At 48.2% G+C, this 24,176-nt stretch carries 23 protein-coding genes; 13 read left to right on the forward strand and 10 right to left on the reverse strand.

The features are described 5' to 3' along the window. Positions 1 to 21: 21 nt before the first annotated feature. The 3 genes from GPK90_RS01245 to GPK90_RS01255 all read right to left on the reverse strand — a co-directional run bounded on the left by GPK90_RS01245 (position 22) and on the right by GPK90_RS01255 (position 2,563). Complete coding sequence (locus GPK90_RS01245) at positions 22 to 1,296, reverse strand: TRAP transporter large permease (RefSeq protein WP_215701951.1); 1,275 nt, start codon at positions 1,294 to 1,296, stop codon at positions 22 to 24. A gap of 3 nt (positions 1,297 to 1,299) precedes the next feature. Further along, positions 1,300 to 1,800 (reverse strand): TRAP transporter small permease, encoded by a 501-nt coding sequence (locus tag GPK90_RS01250; protein ID WP_215701952.1) that lies wholly within the window; start codon positions 1,798 to 1,800, stop codon positions 1,300 to 1,302. 82 nt (positions 1,801 to 1,882) lie between these two features. Beyond that, positions 1,883 to 2,563: a GntR family transcriptional regulator gene (locus tag GPK90_RS01255; RefSeq protein ID WP_215701953.1), complete on the reverse strand. Its 681-nt coding sequence runs from the start codon at positions 2,561 to 2,563 to the stop codon at positions 1,883 to 1,885. Between the two features lie 214 nt (positions 2,564 to 2,777). On the opposite strand from GPK90_RS01255, the gene GPK90_RS01260 reads away from it, so the two are divergent. The 5 genes from GPK90_RS01260 (at position 2,778) to GPK90_RS01280 (ending at position 7,874) form a co-directional block, all read left to right on the forward strand. Next, positions 2,778 to 3,653 carry a hypothetical protein gene (locus GPK90_RS01260; protein WP_215701954.1) on the forward strand — a complete coding sequence of 292 codons (876 nt, stop codon included), beginning with the start codon at positions 2,778 to 2,780 and terminating at the stop codon, positions 3,651 to 3,653. Positions 3,654 to 3,667: 14 nt separating this feature from the next. Beyond that, positions 3,668 to 4,432 carry an SDR family NAD(P)-dependent oxidoreductase gene (locus GPK90_RS01265; protein WP_215701955.1) on the forward strand — a complete coding sequence of 255 codons (765 nt, stop codon included), beginning with the start codon at positions 3,668 to 3,670 and terminating at the stop codon, positions 4,430 to 4,432. A 37-nt stretch (positions 4,433 to 4,469) separates the two neighbouring features. Then, positions 4,470 to 5,108, forward strand: coding sequence for a bifunctional 4-hydroxy-2-oxoglutarate aldolase/2-dehydro-3-deoxy-phosphogluconate aldolase (locus GPK90_RS01270; protein WP_215701956.1), 639 nt, complete (start codon positions 4,470 to 4,472; stop codon positions 5,106 to 5,108). 23 nt (positions 5,109 to 5,131) lie between these two features. After that, a complete protein-coding gene (locus GPK90_RS01275) occupies positions 5,132 to 6,106 on the forward strand; it encodes a 2-dehydro-3-deoxygalactonokinase (protein WP_252197319.1) in 975 nt (324 codons plus the stop codon). A gap of 172 nt (positions 6,107 to 6,278) precedes the next feature. After that, on the forward strand, positions 6,279 to 7,874 hold the full coding sequence (locus GPK90_RS01280; RefSeq protein ID WP_215701958.1) for a D-alanyl-D-alanine carboxypeptidase family protein: 1,596 nt from the start codon (positions 6,279 to 6,281) through the stop codon (positions 7,872 to 7,874). Positions 7,875 to 8,001: 127 nt separating this feature from the next. Here the strand turns inward: GPK90_RS01280 and GPK90_RS01285 are convergent, their stop codons facing one another. Beyond that, positions 8,002 to 8,976 carry a 3'-5' exonuclease gene (locus GPK90_RS01285; RefSeq protein WP_215701959.1) on the reverse strand — a complete coding sequence of 325 codons (975 nt, stop codon included), beginning with the start codon at positions 8,974 to 8,976 and terminating at the stop codon, positions 8,002 to 8,004. Positions 8,977 to 9,229: 253 nt separating this feature from the next. On the opposite strand from GPK90_RS01285, the gene GPK90_RS01290 reads away from it, so the two are divergent. Further along, positions 9,230 to 9,634, forward strand: coding sequence for a VOC family protein (locus GPK90_RS01290; RefSeq protein WP_215701960.1), 405 nt, complete (start codon positions 9,230 to 9,232; stop codon positions 9,632 to 9,634). A 126-nt stretch (positions 9,635 to 9,760) separates the two neighbouring features. Here the strand turns inward: GPK90_RS01290 and hcp are convergent, their stop codons facing one another. Then, on the reverse strand, positions 9,761 to 11,398 hold the full coding sequence (gene hcp / locus GPK90_RS01295) for a hydroxylamine reductase (RefSeq protein ID WP_215701961.1): 1,638 nt from the start codon (positions 11,396 to 11,398) through the stop codon (positions 9,761 to 9,763). A gap of 427 nt (positions 11,399 to 11,825) precedes the next feature. Between hcp and GPK90_RS01300 the strand changes: the two genes are divergently transcribed. Together GPK90_RS01300 and GPK90_RS01305 are read left to right on the forward strand one after the other, a co-directional pair. Further along, positions 11,826 to 13,163: a TrkH family potassium uptake protein gene (locus tag GPK90_RS01300; protein WP_215701962.1), complete on the forward strand. Its 1,338-nt coding sequence runs from the start codon at positions 11,826 to 11,828 to the stop codon at positions 13,161 to 13,163. A gap of 19 nt (positions 13,164 to 13,182) precedes the next feature. Further along, entirely contained in the window at positions 13,183 to 13,830 is a 648-nt protein-coding gene (locus GPK90_RS01305; protein WP_021904010.1) for a potassium channel family protein, read from the forward strand. Positions 13,831 to 13,987: 157 nt separating this feature from the next. Here GPK90_RS01305 and GPK90_RS01310 read toward each other — a convergent pair whose 3' ends face one another. Beyond that, on the reverse strand, positions 13,988 to 14,509 hold the full coding sequence (locus GPK90_RS01310) for a succinylglutamate desuccinylase/aspartoacylase family protein (RefSeq protein ID WP_252197314.1): 522 nt from the start codon (positions 14,507 to 14,509) through the stop codon (positions 13,988 to 13,990). Between the two features lie 243 nt (positions 14,510 to 14,752). On the opposite strand from GPK90_RS01310, the gene GPK90_RS01315 reads away from it, so the two are divergent. The 5 genes from GPK90_RS01315 (at position 14,753) to GPK90_RS01335 (ending at position 19,123) form a co-directional block, all read left to right on the forward strand. Beyond that, on the forward strand, positions 14,753 to 15,742 hold the full coding sequence (locus tag GPK90_RS01315; protein ID WP_215701963.1) for a nucleotidyltransferase family protein: 990 nt from the start codon (positions 14,753 to 14,755) through the stop codon (positions 15,740 to 15,742). 67 nt (positions 15,743 to 15,809) lie between these two features. Next, a complete protein-coding gene (locus GPK90_RS01320) occupies positions 15,810 to 16,487 on the forward strand; it encodes a DUF3990 domain-containing protein (RefSeq protein ID WP_252197315.1) in 678 nt (225 codons plus the stop codon). Next, complete coding sequence (locus GPK90_RS01325; protein ID WP_118531220.1) at positions 16,468 to 17,127, forward strand: helix-turn-helix domain-containing protein; 660 nt, start codon at positions 16,468 to 16,470, stop codon at positions 17,125 to 17,127. The genes GPK90_RS01320 and GPK90_RS01325 overlap by 20 nt, the downstream gene beginning before the upstream one ends. Positions 17,128 to 17,354: 227 nt before the next feature. Continuing rightward, on the forward strand, positions 17,355 to 17,786 hold the full coding sequence (locus GPK90_RS01330) for a MarR family winged helix-turn-helix transcriptional regulator (RefSeq protein WP_215701964.1): 432 nt from the start codon (positions 17,355 to 17,357) through the stop codon (positions 17,784 to 17,786). 5 nt (positions 17,787 to 17,791) lie between these two features. Beyond that, positions 17,792 to 19,123, forward strand: a complete 1,332-nt coding sequence (locus GPK90_RS01335) for an MATE family efflux transporter (RefSeq protein WP_215701965.1) — start codon at positions 17,792 to 17,794, stop codon at positions 19,121 to 19,123. Positions 19,124 to 19,381: 258 nt separating this feature from the next. Here GPK90_RS01335 and GPK90_RS18910 read toward each other — a convergent pair whose 3' ends face one another. The 4 genes from GPK90_RS18910 to GPK90_RS01355 form a co-directional block, all read right to left on the reverse strand. Next, the gene (locus tag GPK90_RS18910) at positions 19,382 to 19,621 is read right to left on the reverse strand and encodes a hypothetical protein (RefSeq protein WP_252197316.1); all 240 of its coding nucleotides are present in this window, start codon (positions 19,619 to 19,621) and stop codon (positions 19,382 to 19,384) included. A 183-nt stretch (positions 19,622 to 19,804) separates the two neighbouring features. After that, the gene (locus GPK90_RS01345; protein ID WP_215701966.1) at positions 19,805 to 21,160 is read right to left on the reverse strand and encodes an amidohydrolase; all 1,356 of its coding nucleotides are present in this window, start codon (positions 21,158 to 21,160) and stop codon (positions 19,805 to 19,807) included. Between the two features lie 83 nt (positions 21,161 to 21,243). After that, positions 21,244 to 22,962, reverse strand: a complete 1,719-nt coding sequence (locus tag GPK90_RS01350) for an adenine deaminase C-terminal domain-containing protein (RefSeq protein ID WP_215701967.1) — start codon at positions 22,960 to 22,962, stop codon at positions 21,244 to 21,246. Positions 22,963 to 22,978: 16 nt separating this feature from the next. Further along, positions 22,979 to 24,091 (reverse strand): ABC transporter substrate-binding protein, encoded by a 1,113-nt coding sequence (locus GPK90_RS01355; RefSeq protein ID WP_021904005.1) that lies wholly within the window; start codon positions 24,089 to 24,091, stop codon positions 22,979 to 22,981. Positions 24,092 to 24,176: the final 85 nt, after the last annotated feature.

Genomic DNA, 24,176 nt, shown 5'->3' on the forward strand with positions numbered 1-24,176 from the left:
CATCCGGTATCTTCAGATCAACTAACCAAACAGGCTTGGCAGCAATGTTACCAATGCCGGAACAAAAATAACCAGGATCGTAACGCCGTAGTTCACAAGCAGGAATTTCCATATTTGTTTCACCGTTTTACTAAGCGGCGTATCTGTAATACTGGAAGCAATGTACATCAGGAGTCCAACCGGCGGGGACATTCCTCCCATATCCAGTGTAAGAATGCAGACCATTGCGAAATAGATCGGATCAAAATTATACTGAAGGATCAGCGGGCTGAATACCGGAATCAGCATCAGCATAGCCGCGTTGGAATCAATAAACATACCGGCAATAAACAGTACCACACTGATGAAAAGCATGATGATAACTTTGTGTGAAACAAATGCGCTGGTAAGTGACAAAATAACTTTTGACATATTATAGTTTGTCGCTAATGTTCCAAAAATTCCTGCAAAAGCAACAATGATCATACAGTTGACCGTTGCGTGTACGGCATCCATCAGGCAGTCTTTCAACACTTTCACATTCAGTGTCTTTTTTATGATTCCATAGATAATGCTGTATGTACATGCCAGAACTCCAGCCTCCGTAGCGGTAACAACTCCCAGCATGATTCCAAAAATAATGATACACGGCATAACCAACGCCGGAGCCGCATAGATCGTGTTCTGACCAAGGACCTTAAAACCAGCAAACTTTGTTTTGCTGATGTTGTTCCGCTTTGCATACATGTAATTGACCAACATATACCCTACGGCAATCAACAGGCCCGGGATATAACCGGCGAGAAACAACTTATTGATCGGTATGTTTGTAACACCAGAGTATAAAACCATCATGATGCTTGGCGGAATGATCGGACCCAGAGCACCGCAACTGGCAACCAGTGCGCACGCATAACCGTCATCATATTTTTCTTCCCGCATCATTGGAACCAGCATGGATGCCAGCGCAGAAGTATCGGCATTGGCCGAACCGGATACTCCGGCCATTACTACGCCGGATACGATCGCAGCGTCACCAATACCACCGGTCGTATGTCCTACCAGGCTCTTTGCCCAGTTGACAAGTATCTTTGTGATTCCACTTTTCTCCATCAGTGTTCCGGCAAGCATGAAAAACGGAACCGCCATCAGCGAAAAGGAATCCATCGATGTGAACATTTTCTGGGAAAGAACGATTCCAGGCAGAGCCGGATCCACGATCAGGCAGGCCACCACAGAAACCGCCATCGCGTAGGCCACCGGCATTCCAATTATCAATAAGACCACAAAGGCGCCGAACAGTAATCCCAACATCATTTATCACCGACCTCCTTCCTTTTTACTATTTTTCAATGCGATAATATGATTTACGATCACCTCAATGCTGAATATACAGATAAGCGCACCGCACACCGCCTGAGATGCATACATGATCGGCGCCGGGATCCGAATTCCCTCCATTAACTTATTTGCAAACTTCTCACAGAGCTGGATCGTATATACACAGTAAAGTGCGCCAAAAAGACCAATCAGAATCTCGCAGATCAATTGAAGGATCTCCTGAACCATATAAGGCAATTTCGTCACGACCAGATCAAATCCAAGATTCTTTCCTTTTCGAACGATCAGCGGCGCATACAGCATTAACATCCAGATAAACAAGTACCGGCAGAACTGTTCACTCCACCAAATCGGCGCATGCAGAACATATCTCGCGATAACGCTGATCAATGTCATCACTGTGAAACCACATACTAAGATACAGCATACTGCTTTGATGACATTTTCAACTGCATCAAAAATTTTCTTGATTGTTTTCACCTTTTCTTCCTCCTATATTTGATATTTGATATTTTAGAGTTTGAATAAATCCCCCCGCTCCTTTTTTGCTGTATGCTATTATTTACTTTCCCTGGCTAAACTGTGTCATGAAATTTTCCAACGCAGATTTGATATGTTCATCCACAGCCATCTTAACTAAAAGAACATCCTTTTTCTCCAGCGCCTCGATCAGCTTCTCATGCTGTTCAATACCAGTACGAATGCGCTCCGGCACCGGTATATATTTCTTACGGATCGTACTGATGATCTCATGATAATGCGTATACATTTCAAGTGCCTTCTGATTTTTGCTGTGCTCCATGATCGTACTGTGGAACTTAGTATTTAAATCCACATACTCGGCAGCTCCGTACGGCAGATCTACAATTGCACGAATCTGTTCATTGATGCAGCGGAGTTTTTGAATGACCCCCTGATCGATCTCATCTAACGCAGTCTCATACAACAGACATTCAAGAGCACGCAAAACACCATATACATCGCGCACAAACTGCTCATCAATACGCAAAACTGTTGCGCCCTTATACGGATTGATCTCTAAAAGATGTTCTCCCTCTAAAGTACGAAACGCCTCACGAACCGGCATCGGGCTGACACCATACCGCTCAGAGATCTCTTTGATAGTAATGCGGCTGCCGGTTTCAAAACGATTATTAATAATATCTTCCCGTAACTTTTCAATAACCTTTGTCGCAATTGTCTTATCCGCAACGATCTTATCTTCTGCCATCGTATTTTTCATCCATTTTCATCCCCATTTTTCAATCGATTTTTCTCTATGTGATGATAGTATCATGGCCATAGTCAAAAGTCAAATGCAGAAATGCACAAATTTGATATTTGATATTTGATGTTATTGCACAATGACTTTTTGTGCAGTATGTGGTATTATCTTTGTACTATGAAACCGTATGTTATAATTTTGCACAATATTTTCAAAGGAGGAAAGGGATAAAATGGAACATAAAGAGATTACTCTCTCCAATAAATCTATGCAGGTTCAGGTCCTTCTTGATTGGGACTACAAAGGATCACGCTACGATTGGGGGGGAACCGTTGGACAGGTAACTGTAAATGATCATACCTTTCTGTCTAAGGAGCAAAATTCCGATGGAACCACCGGACTTGGAGGCGTCGGTTTAACAAATGTATGGGAGTGGAAAGACACCAGTATTTATGACAGGACCTCAATGGCTGACTATTTTCCGCTGCCAGGTGTCGGACTTCTAAAAAAAGCAGATACCTCTCCATTCTTATTCACAAAAGCATATCAGGTCGAACCCTATCATCGTCAGATCTCTATTACAGAAAACAGTGTAATGATTCGGACTCTTCCTTATTTTTGCCAGAATGTTGCTATGGAGACCGTGAAATCCTACCGCATAGAGGAAAATAAACTAATTGTTTCTTTCCATATAACAAACACCGGAGCTGAAGAAATACACGCAACTGAATTTTGCCATAACTTTTTCCAGTTTGATAATCATACCATCGATGAAACATATTGCCTGCGTTTCCCATACTCCATCTGTCCAGAGCTGCGACGCGGAGAACTGATCCTCAGCCGTGACCGCTATCGACTCGGCGCCTTTGATTCTCCAACAAACTCTACAGCCTTTTGGATCAATGGCTGGGAGGGACTCCAGAGTCACTGGATGGAGCTCTCCAACAGCGAGCTCTCCATGTCTGTTCTCATAGAAGACAATTTCCCTGTCTGCCGCTTTTACAGTTGGAATAATCCCTGGGCATTTTGTCCAGAAACATTTGCACCAATTGATCTTGCACCCGGAGAAACTACTTCGTACTCCCGTGTTTATCATTTCTACGCATAAAAGGAGGAAAAATTATGACAAAAACAGCTCTTGTTACTGGTGCCGGACGGGGCATCGGAAAAACTATCGCAATTGAACTTGCAAAAGCAGGCTATGATGTTTGTGTTACTTATTGTGGAAGTGAAGCGCAGGCCATGGATACAAAGTCCCAGATCGAATCTCTCGGACGAAAATGTATCGCCGTTAAAGCCGATCTGTCTAAAGTCGAAAGTATTCCGCCTTTATTCGACACTTTTGAAAAAAACTTTGGCGCATTGAATCTTTTAGTCAACAATGCCGGAATTACAAAATTCAAATCATTCCTGGATGTTGACCCGGAGATGTTTGAAGAATTAACGGCTGTTGACTATCGCGCAACCTTCTTCTGTGCACAGCAGGCAGCGAAAAATATGATTGCTCATCAGACAAAAGGCTGTATCGTAAATATCTGCAGTAATCACCGTGCCATGAATTTCCCAATTGCAAGTGTTTACGGTTCTGCAAAGGCTGCAGTTTACAAATTAACACAGCATATCGCCTTAGAGCTTGCTCCCTATGGCATTCGTGTAAACAGTATTTCTCCGGGATACATTAAAGTAACAGATCCAAATATTGTTTCCGAACGCGAGAAAATGATGGTATCCAGAATTCCTCTTGGCCGAATCGGACAGCCTGTAGAAATTGCAAATATGGTGCGTTTCCTCGCTTCGGATGAAGCACAGTTCATCACAGGCAGTGATATGCTGGTTGACGGCGGAGCGCTTCTTCCTGCACTTATGGACAACACCTATATCAAATAAACAGCTGCTGCTTCTCAATTTCGGGGGAATATAAATTATGACAACTTTAGAAGAGATTTTAGACGGGAAAATTATCACAATTCTAAGAGGACTTGATAAAGAAACAACATTAAAAACAGCAGATGCCCTTCTTAAGGGCGGAATCCATCTCATTGAACTTCCGTTTGATCAGACAAAACCGCTTTCCTACACAACCGATAAGATCCAGGCTGTATGTGAACACTTAAAATCAGAGCATGTTCTCGTCGGTGCCGGAACTGTTCTTACTGCGGCACAAGTACAGGCGGCCCATGACGCAGGCGCTTCTTATATCATTACACCAACAACCTGCAGAGATGTGATTGAAAAAACAAAAGCTCTGGGAATGGTTGCCATGCCAGGGGCAATGACACCGACAGAGATTGAACAATGTTACCATTGGGGCGCTGATATCGTAAAAATTTTTCCGTCCGACAATCTCGGACCGGCTTATATCAAAGCAGTTCGCGGACCATTAGGGTATATCCCTATGGCGGCCGTTGGCGGCGTGGATCTCAATAATATCCAGGATTTCTTTAAAGCGGGCGTTTGTTCCGTAGGAATCGGCGGAAATATTGTGAATAAAAAAATGCTTGAGGCAGGCGAATATGATAAGATCACAGAACTCGCAAAAGCCTACATAGAAAAAATACAGTAATGGGGTGCAGGCAAATGTATGTGATGTATTATGACTGCGGAACTACAAATACAAGAGGGTACCTGCTGAAAAACAACCATGTTGTCCAACAGGCTGCCGAACAGATCGGTGCAAAAAATTCCGCATTAGAAAAAGATAATCATCGGTTGCTGCGGGAATTATTTGTAATTTACGAGTCTTTACTAAAAAAAGAAGGAATTTCAGATTCTAACGTACAGGAAATTTATCTTTCCGGCATGATTTCAAGTCCGTCCGGAATCGTTGAGGTCGAACACCTCTCAACCCCTGTCAGCAGAGACCGGTTAAAGAATTCGATCGTAGAATATTATGACCAAAAGCTCTTCCAACGTCCATTAAAAATCATACCAGGAATTAAAACTGTCCGTTCCGGTATAAAAGTTCCGATATGCGAGACTTCTTCTATTAATATGATGCGCGGTGAGGAGACCGAAGTTTTTGGAATTTTACATGAAAATTCCGAGTTGAACAATGGAACATGCATCCTGATTCTGCCTGGAAGCCATACACAAGCAGTACTTCTTAACGACGGAATCATCACAAATATCTCATCCAACATTACTGGTGAACTATTTCAGGCAATTACAAAAGAAACGATTCTTGGAAGCAGTGTTTCTGGGGACGGTTCCTGGGAAATCAGTGCTGATATGGTTTGTCTCGGTGCCAAAAACACTCATCTCTATGGTTTTAATCGGGCTTTGTACATCCTGCGTGTTCAGGACCTCTTTACAGGCGCGTCTTTAAATGAACGAAGATCTTATCTGGAAGGCGTATTAAATGTTGGGGTCATGGACGCGGTTCAAAAAATGGTGGGCAATGACGGAGAAAAGATCCGATTGATCGTTGCAGGTCATAAAATCCAGGAAAATATATACACCGCCCTTTGCCAGAATTTATACCCGCATTTTGAAATATGCAATATCAAAAATCAGAACGATATGCCTTATTCGGTAAATGGAGTATTAGCAATGCTAAAATAAAAACCTCAATGACGGGCTGCCGCGCCATGGCAGCCCATTTCTTTTCCCCCGCTCCTGTCTCCTCCCAAGATTTTCTTTACTTGAATCGTGAATTCCGCTATAATGAGGGAAAATAACGGGTAGACCATGACCGGACCCGTCATGGTCTACCCGGCAAAAAAGGATTTTATTCATGAAACGAATTTTAAGTATTTTTCTCTGCCTGGCTCTGATCCTGGGATTTGTGCCGAGGGAGACGGCATATGCGGCGGTGGAGTGGCCGTCAGATATCTCGATCTCGGCGGACGGCGGAATTTTGATGGATATCAATTCAGGTGCAGTTCTGTTTGAGAAGAACAGCCACGAACCGTATTACCCGGCAAGTATCACAAAGATCCTGACAGCTCTGATCGTGATTGAAAACTGCGGACTGGACGAGACCGTGACGTTCTCCAACACAGCGGTAAATACGCTGGAACCGAACTCTTCAATTCTTGGCGCACGGGCCGGAGATACGTTAAGTGTCCGTGACTGTCTCTATGCCCTGCTTTTACAGTCTGCGAACGAGGTTGCAAACGCCCTGGCGGAACACTGTGCCGGCAGCATGGACGCTTTCGCCGAGAAGATGAATGAAAAGGCGGCAGAACTTGGATGCACCGACTCCCATTTTGCGAATCCGAGCGGTCTGAATGACCCGAACCACTATGTCTCCGCCTATGATATGGCGCTGATTGCAAAAGCCGCGTTTAATAATCCGACCTTTGTGGAGATCGACTCTACGACCTATTACGACGTCCCCGCGGGAAAATTAATGCAGTACCCAGATGGCTGGCGCTATTATGCCCACCACAGAATGCTGCGCCGAAATGACTCCCTGTACTATGATGGGGTCATCGGCGGAAAGACAGGTTATACTTCTCTTGCGGGAAACACTCTGGTGACATGTGCGGAGCGCGACGGAATGAAGCTTGTTGCTGTCGTTCTGAACGGGCATCAGACCCACTATTCTGACACAAAAGCGCTGTTTGACTACGGATTTAAAAACTTTAAGTCCGTTCCGGTGGCGGATCAGGACAGTACTTACAGCAAAGTAGCGGATGACCTGACGATCTCCGGTATCTTTTCCGGAAGTGCCACGAGACTTACGGTAAATAAAAACAGCGCGGTGACTCTTCCGGCGGACGGAAGCTTCTCTGATGTAACTTCCACCCTGGACTATGATCTCACCGATGACGCTCCGGACGGAGCGATCGCGCGGATCGATTACCAGTATGGGGATAAGCTTGTCGGACAGGCCTACCTGGAAGCTTCTGTGACGCAGGGGTATGTGCCTGGAGCTGTCAAAAAAAGTGATTCTGCGGCTGAAACGGATGCGGATAGTACCGTGTCCGAGAACGCCAATACCAATATTTCCGATACAGAATCCCCCTCTGAGACCGCTGCTGCCGGAACTTCCGATAAACAGACTGACCGTTCCAGTAAAAAGACAGATAAAAACAAAACATCCTGGACTTCTTCTCCTGCTTTCAGCATTATAAAGAAAGTCATGATCATTATCGCCGTTATTGGAATCATTGGCGGTATGATCTTTGGAGTCATGATCTATCAGGAAAATAAAGCCCAGAATGAACGTATTCTCCGCCATCAGAGACGTGAAAAACGCCTAAAAGAATGGGGATACTCTTCCACTGAATTTGATATGATTATGGAAGAACATTTACGCTCAAAAGCCGGAATTAAACAGCCGGGTTTCTGGGAACGGATAAAAAATCGTTTTAGAAGGCGATAGGTCGTTTTATGCAAACTAAAGAAGGAGTAGAGGTACACTTTTAATGTCTCTGCTCCTTCTCTTCTTTTAAATATTTTTCAGGGCTAAGCCTCTTATTTTCACTGTCCTATATTCCGGCACGCCGCCTTTATTCCGCCCCATGCAGCTTCTTCTGTCTGCTTTTTTCCGCCCGGCGGATCCGGGCCTCTTCTTTCTTCTGGAATACAGCTTCAGCGCCTTCCTCGTCCACCGGTTTTACGGTCTTCACGGCAAAAACTCTGCCGTCCTCCGACTTTTTCATCCGGATCTTGCCCTTCATCATGCCGTGTTCCGGGCATGTGGCAAGGCACAGATAATAGCGCTGGCCTGAGGAAAACCAGCGGATCTTCTTCCGCAGCATCCGGCGGCATTTCGTACAGACGATATCCGTCACCCGCTTTTCCTCCATCGCCTCCTCCTTCGTGTCAAACATCTGTGACACGAACTTCGTGTACTCCGGGAACCGCAGCGTGAACTCCTCATCCTCGCTCTCCGGCGGCAGATAATAATCCACGGACACATAATCTTTCACGGAATCAAAATCCATCGCCTGCAGCACCCGCCCCGTATATTCCGCGTCCCCCAGTGCCCGGTGGAACGGCGCGTCCACATCAAGTGCAAAGGACTCCACCGCTTCATCAAGCGAAATTCTCGCCTTTCCGTCCTGATAGCACAGGCTGTACAGTTTCTGGACATCATAAAAAAGGAACGGTTTCGGGAACGGGATCGTCATCCCATGATAGACCATGTTCCTCTGCAGTTCCGTAAGATCCATACTTCCCCAGGTGCAGAATATACAGTCCTCGCCGCACCATTTAAGGAAATCCTCCATCACCGCCGCAAACGGCTCTCCATCCCGCTCTAACTCTTCGATTGAAACATGGGTCACCTCAGAGATGATCCGGTGCATCTGGCGGTACACGCAGGGACGGATGATCCGGTGAAACTCCGCAACCTTCTCACGCTCTTCATTCAGTTTTACTGCTCCGATCTCAAAGATCTCAAAAGGAAGCCGCTCCACAGACGCTTCTTTACCGCCCGGGTTCTGGTTCCATTCCAAATCAAATACAATAAAATTTTTCATAATACAAGAGTATAGCACAGTTTTTTCTGCCCGTCACTGAGAAAATTGTTGCTGTACACGGGCAGGGATCAGTCGCTTACTTTTTTCTTGCACTCTGTTTCAAATAATCCTATAATAAGCATAGTTTGAAATAGAAAAACTACAGCAACAGCGTTTCCGCCTCTGTAGGATCACTCAGGTAAGACCATCTGCTTCTGATCTGGTGCTTTTATCTGGAGATTTGCTGTGCTGGAACGCGGAAAGGATTCTTATCATGAAACACATCACAGGACTTGCACATATCGCACTTTTCACAAAGGATCTTGAAGCATCCGTAAAATTTTACGAATGTCTTGGTGGAAAAGTAACCGGACAGGCTGATGTCCAGAAGCCACTCGGAACAAACCACATCAAGATCGTCAGCATGCCTGGCTTTGACCTCGAGATCATCGAGCCGCATGACGGCACTGATGTGACCGCCCAGGGCGGTCTCTTCCCGCACATCGCAATCGAAGTCAATGACATCGACGCTGCCATCGCAGACTTAAAGGCAGCCGGGATCACAAGCTTCCGGGGCGGTGTCGACAAGGCAGCTGACCTCCCGATCTTCGGCGGCATCCGAAACGCGTTTTTTATTGGACCGAACGGAGAACAGCTGGAGCTTTTACAGCATCTGTAAAATTCGGTTGACCGCAGATAATGCGGATCACTGTAATTTAAGTACATAAGTAAAGTCCCCGGATAAGGAACTACCGCAGCTGGTCAACTGACCGATGGCACATTCCCTATCCGGGGGCTTTTTATCTTATCCCAATAACGCCTTCAAATCCTCCTCCGGTGTCGTCACCGGACCGATTCCGTAGTTCTCCACAAGGAAATTCAGGATATTCGGGGAGAGGAACGCCGGTAAGGACGGGCCGAGGCGGATATTCCTGATCCCAAGATGCAGGAGTGTCAGGAGAATACACACTGCCTTCTGCTCATACCAGGAAAGCACGAAGGACAGCGGAAGCTCGTTCACCTCGCACCCAAACGCCTCCGCCAACGCCATAGCCACCTTGATGGCACCGTAGGCATCGTTGCACTGACCCATATCCATGATCCGCGGGAGACCGCCGATATTTCCAAGGTCCAGATCGTTAAAGCGGAACTTGCCGCATGCCAGTGTCAGGATGATGCTGTCAGCCGGAGTCTGCTTTACAAACTCCGTATAGTAGTTTCTTCCCGGCTTCGCGCCATCACAGCCTGCAACGAGGAAGAAATGGCGGATCGCGCCGGATTTTACCGCGTCGATGACCTGATCAGCCACAGAAAGGATCGTTCCATGTCCGAATCCTGTCATGACCTGAGTTCCGCCGTTAATTCCCGTAAACTGGCGGTCTTCCTGATATCCACCGAGTTCCAGCGCCTTCTCGATCACCGGGGTAAAGTCTTTCTCATCATCGATATGAACCATTCCCGGATATGCTACGACCTCCGTCGTGAACACGCGGTCCGCGTAGGATTTCTTCGGCGGCATCAGGCAGTTTGTGGTAAAGAGGATCGGAGCCGGGATATCCGCAAATTCCTTCTGCTGATTCTGCCATGCAGTTCCGAAATTGCCCTTTAACTGCGGATACTTTCTGAGCTCCGGGTAAGCGTGGGCCGGCAGCATCTCGCCGTGGGTGTAGATGTTAACGCCTTTTCCCTCTGTCTGCTTTAAGAGAAGCTCCAGGTCCTTGAGGTCATGTCCCGTCACAACGATAAACGGTCCTCTTTCTACCACAAGCGGTACGCTGACCGGGATCGGAGTCCCGTAAGTTCCCGTGTTTGCTGCGTCCAGCATCGCCATGCAGGTGAGGTTCACCTCGCCGACCTTCAGGACCGTCGGGAGCAGGCTTTCGACGGTACCGTCTTTTGCGATCTCCCGGAGTCCCGTTAAGAAGAACTGGTTTACCGTCTCATCAGATGCCCCCAGCATCAGCGCATGGTACGCGTACGCCGCCATACCCTTTAATCCGAACAGGATCAGGGATTTCAGGGAGCGGATATCAGGGTCCATGTCCCACAGCAGACCGAGATTATAATCATCCGTATCTTGCACACTTGCTGCCGCACCTGACTCTCCCGCTGCCTTTTCGCGCGGTCCTGCACTTTTCTTCACCGGCGCTGCGAGCAGCCGCTCCTTCTCCCTGTGCGTCTTCTCAATCTGCGCCCGGATCGCGTCATCATCAAAGCTTACATTCGTAAGTGTCGTAAAAAGCCCCTCGATCACCGTGCGGTACACTCGATCTCCCGGACATTCTACGCCTTCTGCCGCTCTCGCAAGCCCGATCATCGCACCTACAAGCTGGTCCTGCAGCCTTGCTGTCTCCGCCGTCTTTCCGCAGACACCCGTGCTCCCGGTACATCCCGCGCAGCCTGCGGTCTGCTCACACTGATAACAGAACATTTTCTGATCCATTTCATATACCTCCATATATTTCCCCGACTCTTCCCGCGTGTCTCCAGGCAGCCCATACAAGCAGCCAACACTGTCTTCGCAGTTTTGCCGATCTCAAATTATCCTGACACGCCTGCCGTCCCTGCGGCAGCCATAACCGATAAGTCATCATGTTTCCCTGTCCGGCACCGCCGAACCATGTACGCATTATATCCGCGAAATCAGCTTTCGTATGTTGTAATTACAACATTTTTAAACAGACCACCTGGAAATAATTTCCACACGTCCACCTCTCACACTTTTCGCAGACCAGAACGGATCCAGCCGCTCTTTATAATTTCCTGTGCGAATCAGGAATTTTCAGAACTTTAAAATCCATAAATTTCGCTTTTCTTTACATCCATAAACGTTTATAATGGAACAAATGCTTTATGAAAGGATTCAGATTATGTTTCGTATTCTTTCCGCTTTCAGGCGGTTAAATTCATTTCAGATCATTGTTTTAGGCTTTGCCTTCGTGATCTTGCTCGGCGCCGGCATCCTGATGCTGCCGGTATCCTCCGCGGACGGAAGCTGGACTCCATTTGTAAATGCCCTGTTTACCTCCGTCACCTCCGTCTGCGTGACCGGTCTTGTGGTCTGTGACACCGGAACCTACTGGTCTTCTTTCGGACATGCCGTAATTCTGCTTCTGATCCAGACCGGCGGTCTCGGCGTTGTGACGATCTCGGCTTCCTTTACGATCCTCTCCGGAAAGAAGATTGGTCTTTCCCAGCGGAGTATCATGGCGGAATCGGTCGCTGCCCCTCAGCTCAGAGGAGTTGTCCGCCTGACCGGTTTTATTGTAAGAGTCACTCTCGGTATCGAACTGATCGGCGCTCTCCTGATGGCACCTGTATTCTGCCGCGATTTTGGTCTTTTCCGGGGACTCTGGATGTCTTTATTCCACTCCGTATCCGCATTCTGCAACGCCGGAATCGATCTGCTTGGTGTCCGGGGAGCATATTCCTCCCTGACATCCTACGCATATGACCCGCTGATCAATCTCGTGATCATCCTGCTTATCGTGATCGGCGGAATCGGTTTTCTGACCTGGGATGATATTTACAGAAACCGGCACCATATTTCCCGATACCGGATGCAGAGTAAGGTCATCCTCTCCTACTCGCTGGCACTGATCTTTATCCCGGCTATCCTCTTCTTTTTTCTGGAATTTCAGGATATCCCGGCCGGAAAACGGATCCTTGTATCCTTATTCCAGTCGGTGACAACGCGAACTGCCGGTTTTAATACAGCGGATCTTTCCTCCATGCGGGAATCCGGCCAGTTCCTTATGATCCTTCTCATGCTGGTCGGAGGAAGTCCGGGATCCACCGCCGGCGGAATCAAGACGACCACTCTGGCCGTTCTGATCTCCTGCGCGACTGCTGTCTTTGCCAGAAAGGACAGCCCGGAAATGTTTAAACGGCGCATTATCCCCGATATTGTCGCCACAGCGATCGCGATCCTTTTCATGTATACAAGCCTCGGTATCCTGTGTGCCATGACGCTCAGCATTCTGGAAAGCCTGCCTCTTATACCGTGTCTGTTTGAGGCGATTTCTGCGCTTGCTACGGTAGGCTTAAGCTTCGGGATCACCCCGACACTTTCCGTTCCATCGAAGCTGATCCTGATCGCATTTATGTTCATCGGACGCGTTGGCGGACTCACGATCATCTACGCGACCATGTCCGGGTACAAGATTCAGTGCGGAAAATTCCCGCAGGAAAAAATTTCCGTCGGATAATATATTTAAGGAGAAAATTATGAAATCAATTCTTTTGATCGGCCTCGGCCGTTTTGGAAAACATGTTGCCATGCATCTTCACAACCTCGGACATCAGGTCATGGCCGTTGACAGTACGGAGGAACGCGTCAACGCAGTCCTTCCCTATGTGACAGAAGCACAGATCGGTGACAGTACAAACGAGTCCTTCCTTTCCTCTCTGGGAATCCGCAATTTTGATGCCTGCATCGTCGCGATCGGCGATAACTTCCAGAGTTCCCTTGAAACAACGTCTCTCTTGAAGGAGCTCGGCGCAAAGCTCGTTGTCTCCCGCGCTTCCAGTGATGTTCACCAGAAATTTCTTCTGCGGAACGGTGCCGATCAGGTCGTCTACCCGGAACAGCAGCTTGCGAAATGGACTGCGATCCGCTTCAGCTCCAACCACATTCTTGATTTTGTCAATCTGGAAGGCGACTACGATATCTATGAGGTAGATCTTCCGGAACGCTGGGTCGGTATGAGCGTAGGTGAGATCGATATCCGGAAAAAATACGGCATCAACATCATTGCCGTCCGGCGAAACGGCACTCTGGATTTCTCCGTCAAGCCGGAAACCGTCTTTGAAGACGGCAATACGATCCTGGTTCTCGGACAGTATCGAGAGCTGCAGAAATGCTTTAAAATTTAATATCCTGTTTGTTCCAATGCGCGCCGGCGAAACCTGCCGCCGGCAGCTTCTTTCGTATACATGGCAGCATAAAAAGCCATTTTATGGATATCTCCTGACTTCCAGGACTTTCCCATAAAATGGCTTTTTATTGACATTTTTATTTCACATCTATCATTTATCTATCCACATATTCCCCATAAGCGATCAGCGGATCCCCTGTCTTCACGCCAAGACCCACCGTCTGGTACAGAATGATTCCCGGATAGTCTGCCCGATACTCTAGTAAAAGGTTTCCCCAGATATCTCTCACCGTTCCCAGAACCGCACCTCCCGCGAACGTATCTCCTGCGGAAAATACCGGATACCACAATCCATCTGTCTCTGCCTCCAGATACTCTGCTCTGGTCACATTTTTCTGCTGCACTGTATGAACCTCTTCACCGGAAAGAAGTCCCATGCGGATCATAATATTCTTCACATCCCGCTTATATGCCTGAACTTCGCTGTCCGTAAATCTTCCGCCGCCTCCGCGCTCCATGAGGATCGCAGGAAGACCTCTTTGGCAAGCGCTGCTATACGCGCCGGTGGTCGCTGTGGAGCTGGCACGCACTTCCATATCCGCTGCCATTGCCATGTTCGCAGACACCCTGGCGATCTTTTCTCCTGCTTCTGCACAGATCATTCCGATCTCCAGCATATTTCTGCCACTTCCTGAGCATATTTTCTGCCGCGCGGTTCAGGCTCCCATACTCCACCGCCGCCGCAAAATATTCCAGCTGTTTGATCTCCATTTTTAATTCCTTCCCGTTCATAAACATGCGCTGCCGTACGGTTGTCTGTGATATGTTAGCATAGGCTAACTTTCAAGGCAAGCAATTTTTCTTGCCAATGACGGTAATTCTGGTAAAATGTAATTATCTACGACAGAGGAGTGACATCCATGGTTACATTAAATGATTATCTTTATTCCGGCGATACCATGTTCAAAATTTTAAAAAACTACAGCCAGGACCTGAAGAAAGAGGCAAAATGCACCGGCAATGAGATCGACCTGATGCATGCGAACTTTCTGCTCCAGATCCGGGAGCTGCTCGAGCACAATGATTTCCTTACTGCCCAGTCCCAGAAGATCCGGGAATTTTATATCCATATGGCGAAGGAATATCCACTTTTGGCCTTTAACTTCAAAGGGCGCATCAAATCCCTGATCCGCGCGGAGGCAAAGTTCAACGGCTACATTGTTGAATATATCTACGATTACTATATGGAAAATAAGGCCTACCCGTCGATTTCCGAGCTCAAGCAGCGCCTCAGCTGTTTTCGGGACCTGATCGCGTACCGGATCGTGACTTCCCTGCCGAAATGCTATCTGAAAGCTGACGAATCTCAGGAAGAAGCTGACCTCCGATACCTCTACCAGATCGCCAACGAACTTCCGGGCTTTCTCGAAGAGCGGGGATTTACCGCGGAACCGGCCTACGGTGTGAAGAAAAGCACCTCGCCGTTATTAAACGATGATGTGAAGCCTTACTATCGCGACTATGTCTGTGGAAATACTTCTGAGGACTACCAGTCACTCCACATCACCTTCTACGACAACAGCTCCCGCAGCTACATGGAAGTCCAACTCCGCACCAAGCACATGGATGACATCGCAGAGATCGGTGTTGCCAACCACTTAAGCTACGAGAAGCGCCAGGAGGGCGAGCGTGCCCGCCGCGACGAGATCCCTGTGGGCGAATGCGTCTACTTTGACGAAGCCTACGAGCGCTGCCGCCGCCTCGTAACCTTAAACCTCGCCGACCTCGACGTAAACATGTTCTCCGCCATCAATAATGACCTCGTAAACGATGGCTGCGGCCTCTACCGCGGACGCCTGATCCTGCCCTATGAGCATTTGTCGAGACATCAGAATGAGCTGGTGGATTAGAGTTGCCGCAATTTAAGTTGCTTTTTATACTCCTGTGGGAGTATAATCAAATCAGGAGGTGGATCTCATGGAAAAAATGATCTATCATGGTTCTGATCATATTATCGAACACCCTGAATTCGGATATGGCAAAACATACAATGATTATGGAACAGGATTCTACTGCACTGAAAATCCAAATATGGCAAAAGAATGGGGTGTTGGCATTGATCACAACGGTTATGCCAACCAATATAAAATTACATGTGATGGTCTTTCAATTTTTGATTTAAACGCATCTAAATACACCATGCTGCACTGGCTTACGATTCTGCTGGAAAACCGGGAATTTGATACTTCCACACCACTTGCTGCTGAATCAAAAGAATATTTGCTTACCACCTTTCATACAGATTATAAAGCTGCAGATATCATTGTCGGTTACCGGGCTGATGACAGTTACTTCTCTTTTGCATCTGACTTTATTAATGGCGCAATCTCCTACCGCCAGCTTTGTAACGCTATGCGTTTAGGAAAACTTGGACAACAGTTTGTACTCAAAAGCGAGGCAGCTTTTAATCGTCTTGAATTTATTGGCTATGAAATTGCAGACGCAAAAGAATGGTACAAGAAAAAAGCGTTTCGTGATCAATCTGCACGCCGTCAATATTTTGATACCGAACGAAACCACCGACAACGGGGGGATTTATATATCACCACTATTTTGGATGAGGAGATGAAACCTGATGATCCACGCTTACGATAAAAGTTATCTCTCTTCCGCACAAAAAAATCTTGCCCGAATGTTGGATTATATGGTCAACGATCTTAAACACTCTCTGGAAACTGTATGGCAGTGGTTTTTAATGAGCAAGACCTCTCATCGCTTTGAACGGGGCGACTGCTCTGTTCTGTCCGGAATGTCCGGCGTGGAACTTGCACGCATGGTTTTGCAGGAATCAGGTCAGTCTATTCCTGATATTCGTCCATCCTACGCCTGTGACCGTAGCCCGGAATACTGGACGGGCTGGGCTATCGCCTACTATCAATGGGACACAGGGCTGCATTTCGATGAAATCGAACGCGCAGTTCATATCAGCGATATTCGTCTCTTGTATACACCTTATCATGAAATGGATATCCGCCAGTTTGTAGATAAAATGAATGAACTTTATCATGATTCCAGCCCTGATACGAACTTAAAAGCATTACGTACTCTTTCGGGATTCACTCAGGCTGAACTGGCCGAACAGACAAATATTCCATTACGAACGATTCAACAATACGAGCAGCGCCAGAAAAATATTAATAAGGCTCAGGCTGAAACTCTTCTTCGGCTTTCTCGGGTATTAAACTGCAGTGTGGAAGATTTGATGGAAAAAGTTCCTGTCTCAGATCCTATTTAACATCTTAAATTTATGCATTTTCTAAACCTGCCCTTTTCGGACAGGTTTTTTATTTCTATATCCGGTATTTCACTTTCTGAACTATCCTTGACATTCCTCTGGTTCTGCCATATATTTAGGTTCCGAAGTAATATTTACATTTGCTTTTTCTCGTAGAGGAACTGCTTATGCTACATGATCCAGGGGATCTTAAAGCTAAAATCCCATTATAGGAAAGGATTTCTTACATGGACATCGGAAAAATCATCAACCATCTCTCCAGCCGTCTCCGTTCCCGATCACAGGAAGTACATACAAAGCTCGGAATCGGAAACGCACAGGGAAAGATCTTAAACTTTATTCTGGTGGAATCGGCGCTTCATCCGGTCTATCAGAAAGATATTGAAAAAGAATTTTCTCTCCGTCCGCCGACCGTGACGGAGATGTTAAAGTCCCTGGAAGCCAGAGAACTCATCCTCCGGATCCCGGGTGAGCAGGACGGACGCTTTAAGCGGATCGTTTTTACCGAGAAAGCTGCTGCCGTGAAGGACGCGCTGAACAAAGAGATCCACGAGACGGAAGAACTGCTTCTGCGTGGAATCTCAGAAGAAGAATTGAAGGAATTTATACGAATAACAGAAAAAATGCTGCAGAACCTGGAATGCAGCGAACGAGGTTAAACATCATGAACGACAACGAATTAATGAAATCCATGCCCATCCCCCAGTCCGTCGCCAAAATGGCGATTCCCAGCATCATCAGCAGCCTGGTCACCGTCGTCTACAACATGGCGGACACGTTCTTCGTCGGGCAGACCGGCGATCCCTTACAGGTTGCGGCAGTCAGCCTGACAAACCCGATCTTTATCTTATTTATGGCCTTTGCCAACATGTTTGGCATGGGCGGAAGCGCCGCGGCGTCCATCGCCATGGGCGAGAACAACAAAACGCGCATGAAGCAGGTCTCCTCCTTTATCACCTACGCATCCCTCGGTGTCGGCATCCTCTTCGCCGCCCTGTTAGTCCTCTTCATGCAGCCGATCCTCAACATCTTCGGCGCAAACACGGAGACTTATGATCTTGCGAAAGGATATGTTTTCCATATCTCCTACGGCGCCCCGTTCATCATCTGGTCCGCTGCCGCGAGCTTTGTTGTCCGCTCCGAAGGCTCCAGCCGTGAGGCCATGATCGGCAGCATGATCGGAACTGTCGCGAATATCGTTCTGGATCCGTTCATGATCAGCATTCTCCATATGGGCGCCGCCGGTGCCGCCATCGCGACAACGATCGGAAACATCCTGGCAAGCGCCTACTACCTCTGGTACTTCATGAAAAAGAGCCCGAACTTTTCGATCCTGCCGAAATATTTCAGCCTTGAAAACCGCCTCGCTTCCATGATCTGCTCCTGCGGATTCCCGACAGCGATCTTCTCGGTGCTGATGAGCCTGTCCACGATCATCTTAAACCAGATCCTGGTGACCTACGGGAACGCCCCTGTGGCCGCTATCGGCATCGTATTTAAAGCCAACATGTTTATCACCTTCCTGCAGATGGGCCTCGCAAACGGCGTACAGCCCCTCTTAGGCTACAATTTCGGTTCCGGTGACACAAAACGCTTCCATGGTGTCGAATCCTACACAAAGAAATGCTGCCTGATCGTCGGCGTTCTGGCAACCGCCCTGTTCTTCATCTTCCGCCGCCCGATCCTCCAGATGTTCATTAACGATGAGGAAGTCATCCGGTACGGTATAAAAATGCTCATCGCCTACATGATCTCCGGCCCGTTCATCGGTATCCTCTTCACGAACATGAACTGCATGCAGTCCGCCGGAAAAGCGCTCCCGGCAACGATCCTTTCCGTCCTCCGTCAGGGTGTTCTCCTGATCCCGGTGCTGTACCTTTTAAACGGCCTCCTCGGGTTAAACGGCGTTATCTACGGTCAGGCCCTGACTGACTGCATTACGGTGCTTTTATCTATCGTTTTCTGGAGAAAACTGTCGCATAATCTGTACGCGTAATTTCATGCCAGCCATGCAGTCACAGTAAAAAGTCCGTTCGAAACAAGCGTAATATGGAAGAGACACATTAACATATCAGTTAGTGTGCTCTCCCTCTTTTTGTAGTCTGTCTCCTTACCTTTTTAAATATTGCATATTGCCGTTCTAATTCCCTATTCTCATCCAATATCATTCCCTTTGCTTCTAATATTCTCTCAACCGCCTGGGCAGGATCCATCGTATGATACGGCAAAAACAATCCTCTTAATTCTTTCGGTTTTACAATTTTATAGACCCATAATCTGTAGCTCCGTACTCTTCATCCACCAACTGCAAAATATCACTTGCCTGAATATTTCTTTCAAGAACCGATTCATTATCCAGACTTTTTGCAATCTTACTTCTCATAAACCGCCTGCTAAAGATCTCTGAACTTGAATCCATTTTATCGATTGAATTTTCAAATGCTGCTGCCTGAAGTTCACATAGAAGTAAGCCATCTTTATCTATCTTTTTCACTGTCACTCGCCTCTTTACACCAAAATCTCATCAATATATCTGCCTTTTCCCCTATATTGCTTTCTTGCTTATAACATATTACTTAAATAAGTTTGTTCTTAAAATACCCGGAACAGACTTTTCATTGTAATAAAAAAACGACTGATTTTACATTCACAATAAAATCAGCCGTTTTTCTATCTTCTATACCAGATTCTTCATATCCTTAAACGCCGTCCGCTCCATCTTCTCCCGAAGGTCATTCCTGATCTTCGCGAAGTCCTCACGGACAAGCTTCTTTTCTTTTACGAGGCACTCACCCGCAACATAAACATCTCTCACATTCGATGCAATCGCGCTATACACAAGAGCCGAATACGGGTCGTATACCGGGAACATATTGGGGGAATCAGTCTCTACGAGGACGAGATCCGCCTGTTTTCCGGGCTCGATGGAACCGGTGATGTCACCGAGTCCTAACGCTCTCGCTCCCTCGATGGTCGCCATGGAGACGACCTCTTTTGCCGGGAACGCGCTGCGGTCGTGGAGCTCATTTTTGTGGAAGTTCTCGCACATCCGCATCTGGATGAACAGGTCTAACGTATTTCCGCTCGCCGGACCGTCGGTACCGAAGCCGACGGACATGCCGTGCTTATGCATCAGTGACACCGGGGCTACGCCCTTTGCGGCCTTCGTGTTGGAGGCGATACAGTGGGCCACGGACGCTCCGTGCTTCGCGAGGATCTCCACATCATGTTCCGTTGTGCGGATGCTGTGGGCCGCCAGCGTATTCGGTCCGAGGACTCCGATATGCTCCATAAACTCGATGGGCGTCATGTTATACTGTTCCCTCAACTGGGTCATCTCGTAGTCCATCTCCGCCACATGGAGCGTAAATACGGTTCCCGCCTTTACATCCTCCTCATAGGCCCTCTTTAAGGTCTCAGGGCTGCAGGTCGTCGTTCCGTGGGGCGTGATCGCTCCGGAAACACGCGGGTGATCTTTGTACGCCTCGATCAGTGCGATTCCACGCTCGATGGCCTCATCCGCGTTCTTACTGTCGCAGGAATCCTTTTCCATCACCGTCTCACCGGCGATTCCGCGGATCCCCATCTCGTCCATGACCTTCGCCACGACTTCCTCGAAATAGTACATGTCAAGCACTGTCGTCACGCCGGAGAGCAGCAGCTCGCCGATGGCGTATCTCGTGGAAAGCCTGGCCATCTCCGCGTCCATGGCCTGATTCTCCATCGGAAGCAGGAACACCCGCAGGCGGTCCTTGCAGTCGTCCCCGAGACCGCGGAACGGGATCATTCCGAGGTGGCAGTGGGTGTTCACAAGACCCGGAATCACGATGGCGCGCTTCGCATCGATCTCTTCGAAGGTCTCGCCCGCTTTTAAGATCCCCTGCGCAGTAAGCTCCTGAAGCGTTTTCTCAAGCTCATCTTCCGGACCTGCTGCCAGGATCTTCGTATCCTCAAACATTACATAACCATGATCCCAGACATCACCTGCCGCGTTCATCGTCACAACAATGCCGTCTTTGATAATCTTCTTCATCGTTCTAATTTCATCCTTCATAATTTCGATCTGATCCGGCTCTTCCACTACCCGGGGAGAAAAACCGGCGGCGGGCCGTAAAACTACTTCCCGTACTTCTCAACCAACGGCACATGTTCCTGCCCCGGCACCGTCAAAAGCCCGTGATCCGTGAGCTTTAACTTCGGTGAAACCGGCAGACAAAGCGTGGACATGGACATGATCACGTTGTTGTTCACATATCCGAGACCTTCCATCGCCGCCCGCACTTCCTTTAATTCTTGTCCAAGAACCTCGACGGGCTGATCCGACACGATGCCGCCGATCGTAAGTCTCGCCTCTGCCAGGGATCTTCCTTCAGAGAACACCACATATGCCCCCTGGAGCTCCAGGACGCGCCTCTGGGCCAGTTTCATATCGTTCTCATCTGTTCCCAGGACAAACAGGTTATGGCTGTCGTGGGACCACGTGGTGGCCACAGCGCCCGGTTTCGTCAGCGCGCCCTCCACAAATCCATATCCGACATTTCCATTCTTGCCGTACCGCTCGAAAACGACTGCAAGGGAAAGTCCCGTCGACTTCCAGTCAAGCACACCGTCCTTCACCTCGACTCTGCGCTTCACCGGCGTGGTCGCCGTTCCGAAGGTACCGATCTTCATGACATTGACTTCCGCCCATTTCGCGTCCGGATCTTCCGCCTTTAACACAAAGTCGGAGATCTCCGCCGGACGGCAGTTGATCGTGTGGTAGAAAGAAGCCGGGAAACTGCACGCCGCAGCTTCTGCCGCACCGTAAGCCTCCTCGTCCTTGCAGTACACACACTCGCCCTTCTTATAAACCACAACCGGATCGATCCCATCCAGACTGTCCAACAGCATAAAGTCTGCGATCTTCCCCGGCGCGATCATCCCTCTGTCATCCAGATGCATCCGCCGCGACGGTGTCCAGGTCGCGCAGTAGATCGCCTTCTCCATCGGCATCCCCACCCTCACAGCCGTCTCGATAATCTTATTGAGATGTCCGGTCAGAAGCTTATCTGCCATCGTGTCATCCGTCACCAGCGCCACATTCTCATAGAGTTCATTGTCGCAGACAGTCTTCACGACCTCCGGCGTCAGGGATTTGAACTGCAGCTCCAGAAACATCCCAAGCTCCGTCTTCTCCATCACTGACTGTGGAGTCTGCTGGGTGTGGTCCGCATCAACACCTTCATAGATAAAGCGGTTAAGATCCGCCCCCGTAAGTCCCGGGCAGTGCCCCTCGATCCTAAGATTCTTTCCCGCGTTCCGGCACACATTGATGAGATCCCTCGTCCGGCTCTCGCCTTCTGCTGAGAGATCCTTATAGTTCATGATCTCTCCAAGGCAGAGAACTCCATCTAAGGATGCCATCTCAGAAATTTCCTTTACACCAAGTGACGCCCCAGCTGTCTCTAACTTCTCATTTGTCGCCGGTACACTGGACGGGATCGCCCAGAAAATGTCCTGCTTCGTCTTCTGTGCCATAAAAGCCCGGATGCCGTCCATGCCGAACACGTTCGCCATCTCGTGGGCATCGGCAACCACCGTTGTTACTCCATATGGAAGCGTGATCCTTGAAAACTCGCCCGGATATGTCATCGAGCTCTCGATGTGCATATGGATATCCACGAGACCAGGCAGCATGTATCTGCCTTTGCCGTCGATCTCCCGCACTCCCGGATATGAAATTGCAGGGGAAACGCAATAAAACTTTTCCCCTGCAACTGCCACATCCCGCTTTTCAAAACACTGTCTGAAGGTCTGATAGACCATGACATTTTTCAGAATGAAATCGGGTCTCATATAAAATTCCTCGTTATTAGTTGTTGATCGTTCTGTTCCACTGGTCGATCCAGTTATTTAAGATCGGGTTTACAAAAGCATAGTCAACAACCTTAACTTTTGCAGCCTTGTCGCCGTAGGTCATATCCTTGGACTCTTCCTCAGTGAATGTAACGTCCTTGTTTGTCGGTGCCTCGTTTAATGCCTTACCAGTCTTTGTCTGAAGCTCCTCGCTGATACGGTAGTTGATGTACTCGTAAGCAAGCTCCTTGTTCGCACAGTTCTTTGTTACGTTGATGGTGTTGAAGTTAGCGTAAGCTCCGTCCGGTGTAACGTAAACAAGTGTCGGGTTAGCGGCTACGATCGTCGGAACGCCGAAGTCACCGACAACTGCTGCTGCAACCTCACCGGATGTGAACATGTTGATCAGGTCGGAAGACTTTGTGTAAGTCTTAACAAGGTTCGGCTTTAAGTCAGCAAGTGCCTTGAAAGCAGCCTCGCCGTTGTCTGTTGTTACGTCAACGCCTGCGTGGTCGCTTGCAACGTAAACCATAGCCGGTCCGAATGTTGTTGTGATCTCCGGGATGGAAACCATGCCTGCAAGGCGCTCGTCCCAAAGGTCATCAAAGCTTGTGAGCTCAAATCCTGTAAGCTCCGGATTGTAGATGATACCGATGCTGTTAATAGTGTACGGAACACCCTGTCCTGCCTCTGCAATCTCCTTTGCAGCCGGGATCAGCTTCTCAGCATTCGGGATCTTGCTTAAGTCGATCGTATCGAAAAGTCCCTCGTCAGTGCCCTTCGCTGTCATAGCCTGGGAGAGCTCAATCACATCGATGGTGGAGTTCGGGTCTGCTGCTAACTTTGTATAACGGTCGTTTGTGCCGCCTGTCTCAGTAACGATCTCACAGCTGAACTCGTTCTCAAACGGTGTGTAAACCTCTTCTTCGGAGATATCTTCGCTGAGGCCGTATGTGGATAATACGAGCTTCTGTGCGTCTCCGGAAGCTGCCTTTGTCTCTTCTGCGGAAGAAGCTGCCTCAGAGCCTGCTGCCTGGCTTCCTGTTGCTGTGGTCTCTGTTGTGGATGCGCCGCCGCAGGCGGTAAGCATCATTGCTGCGCAAAGTACAACTGCTGCTGTTTTTTTCATGGTTTTTCTCCTCTTTCTCTCTTTTGAGATAATATTTCTTCGCGTTGACAGAATCTCTGCCCCCGCGATGGATCACTAAGTTAAT

This window comes from Clostridium sp. MCC344 (assembly GCF_018785365.1).
GTDB lineage: Bacteria > Bacillota > Clostridia > Lachnospirales > Lachnospiraceae > Pilosibacter.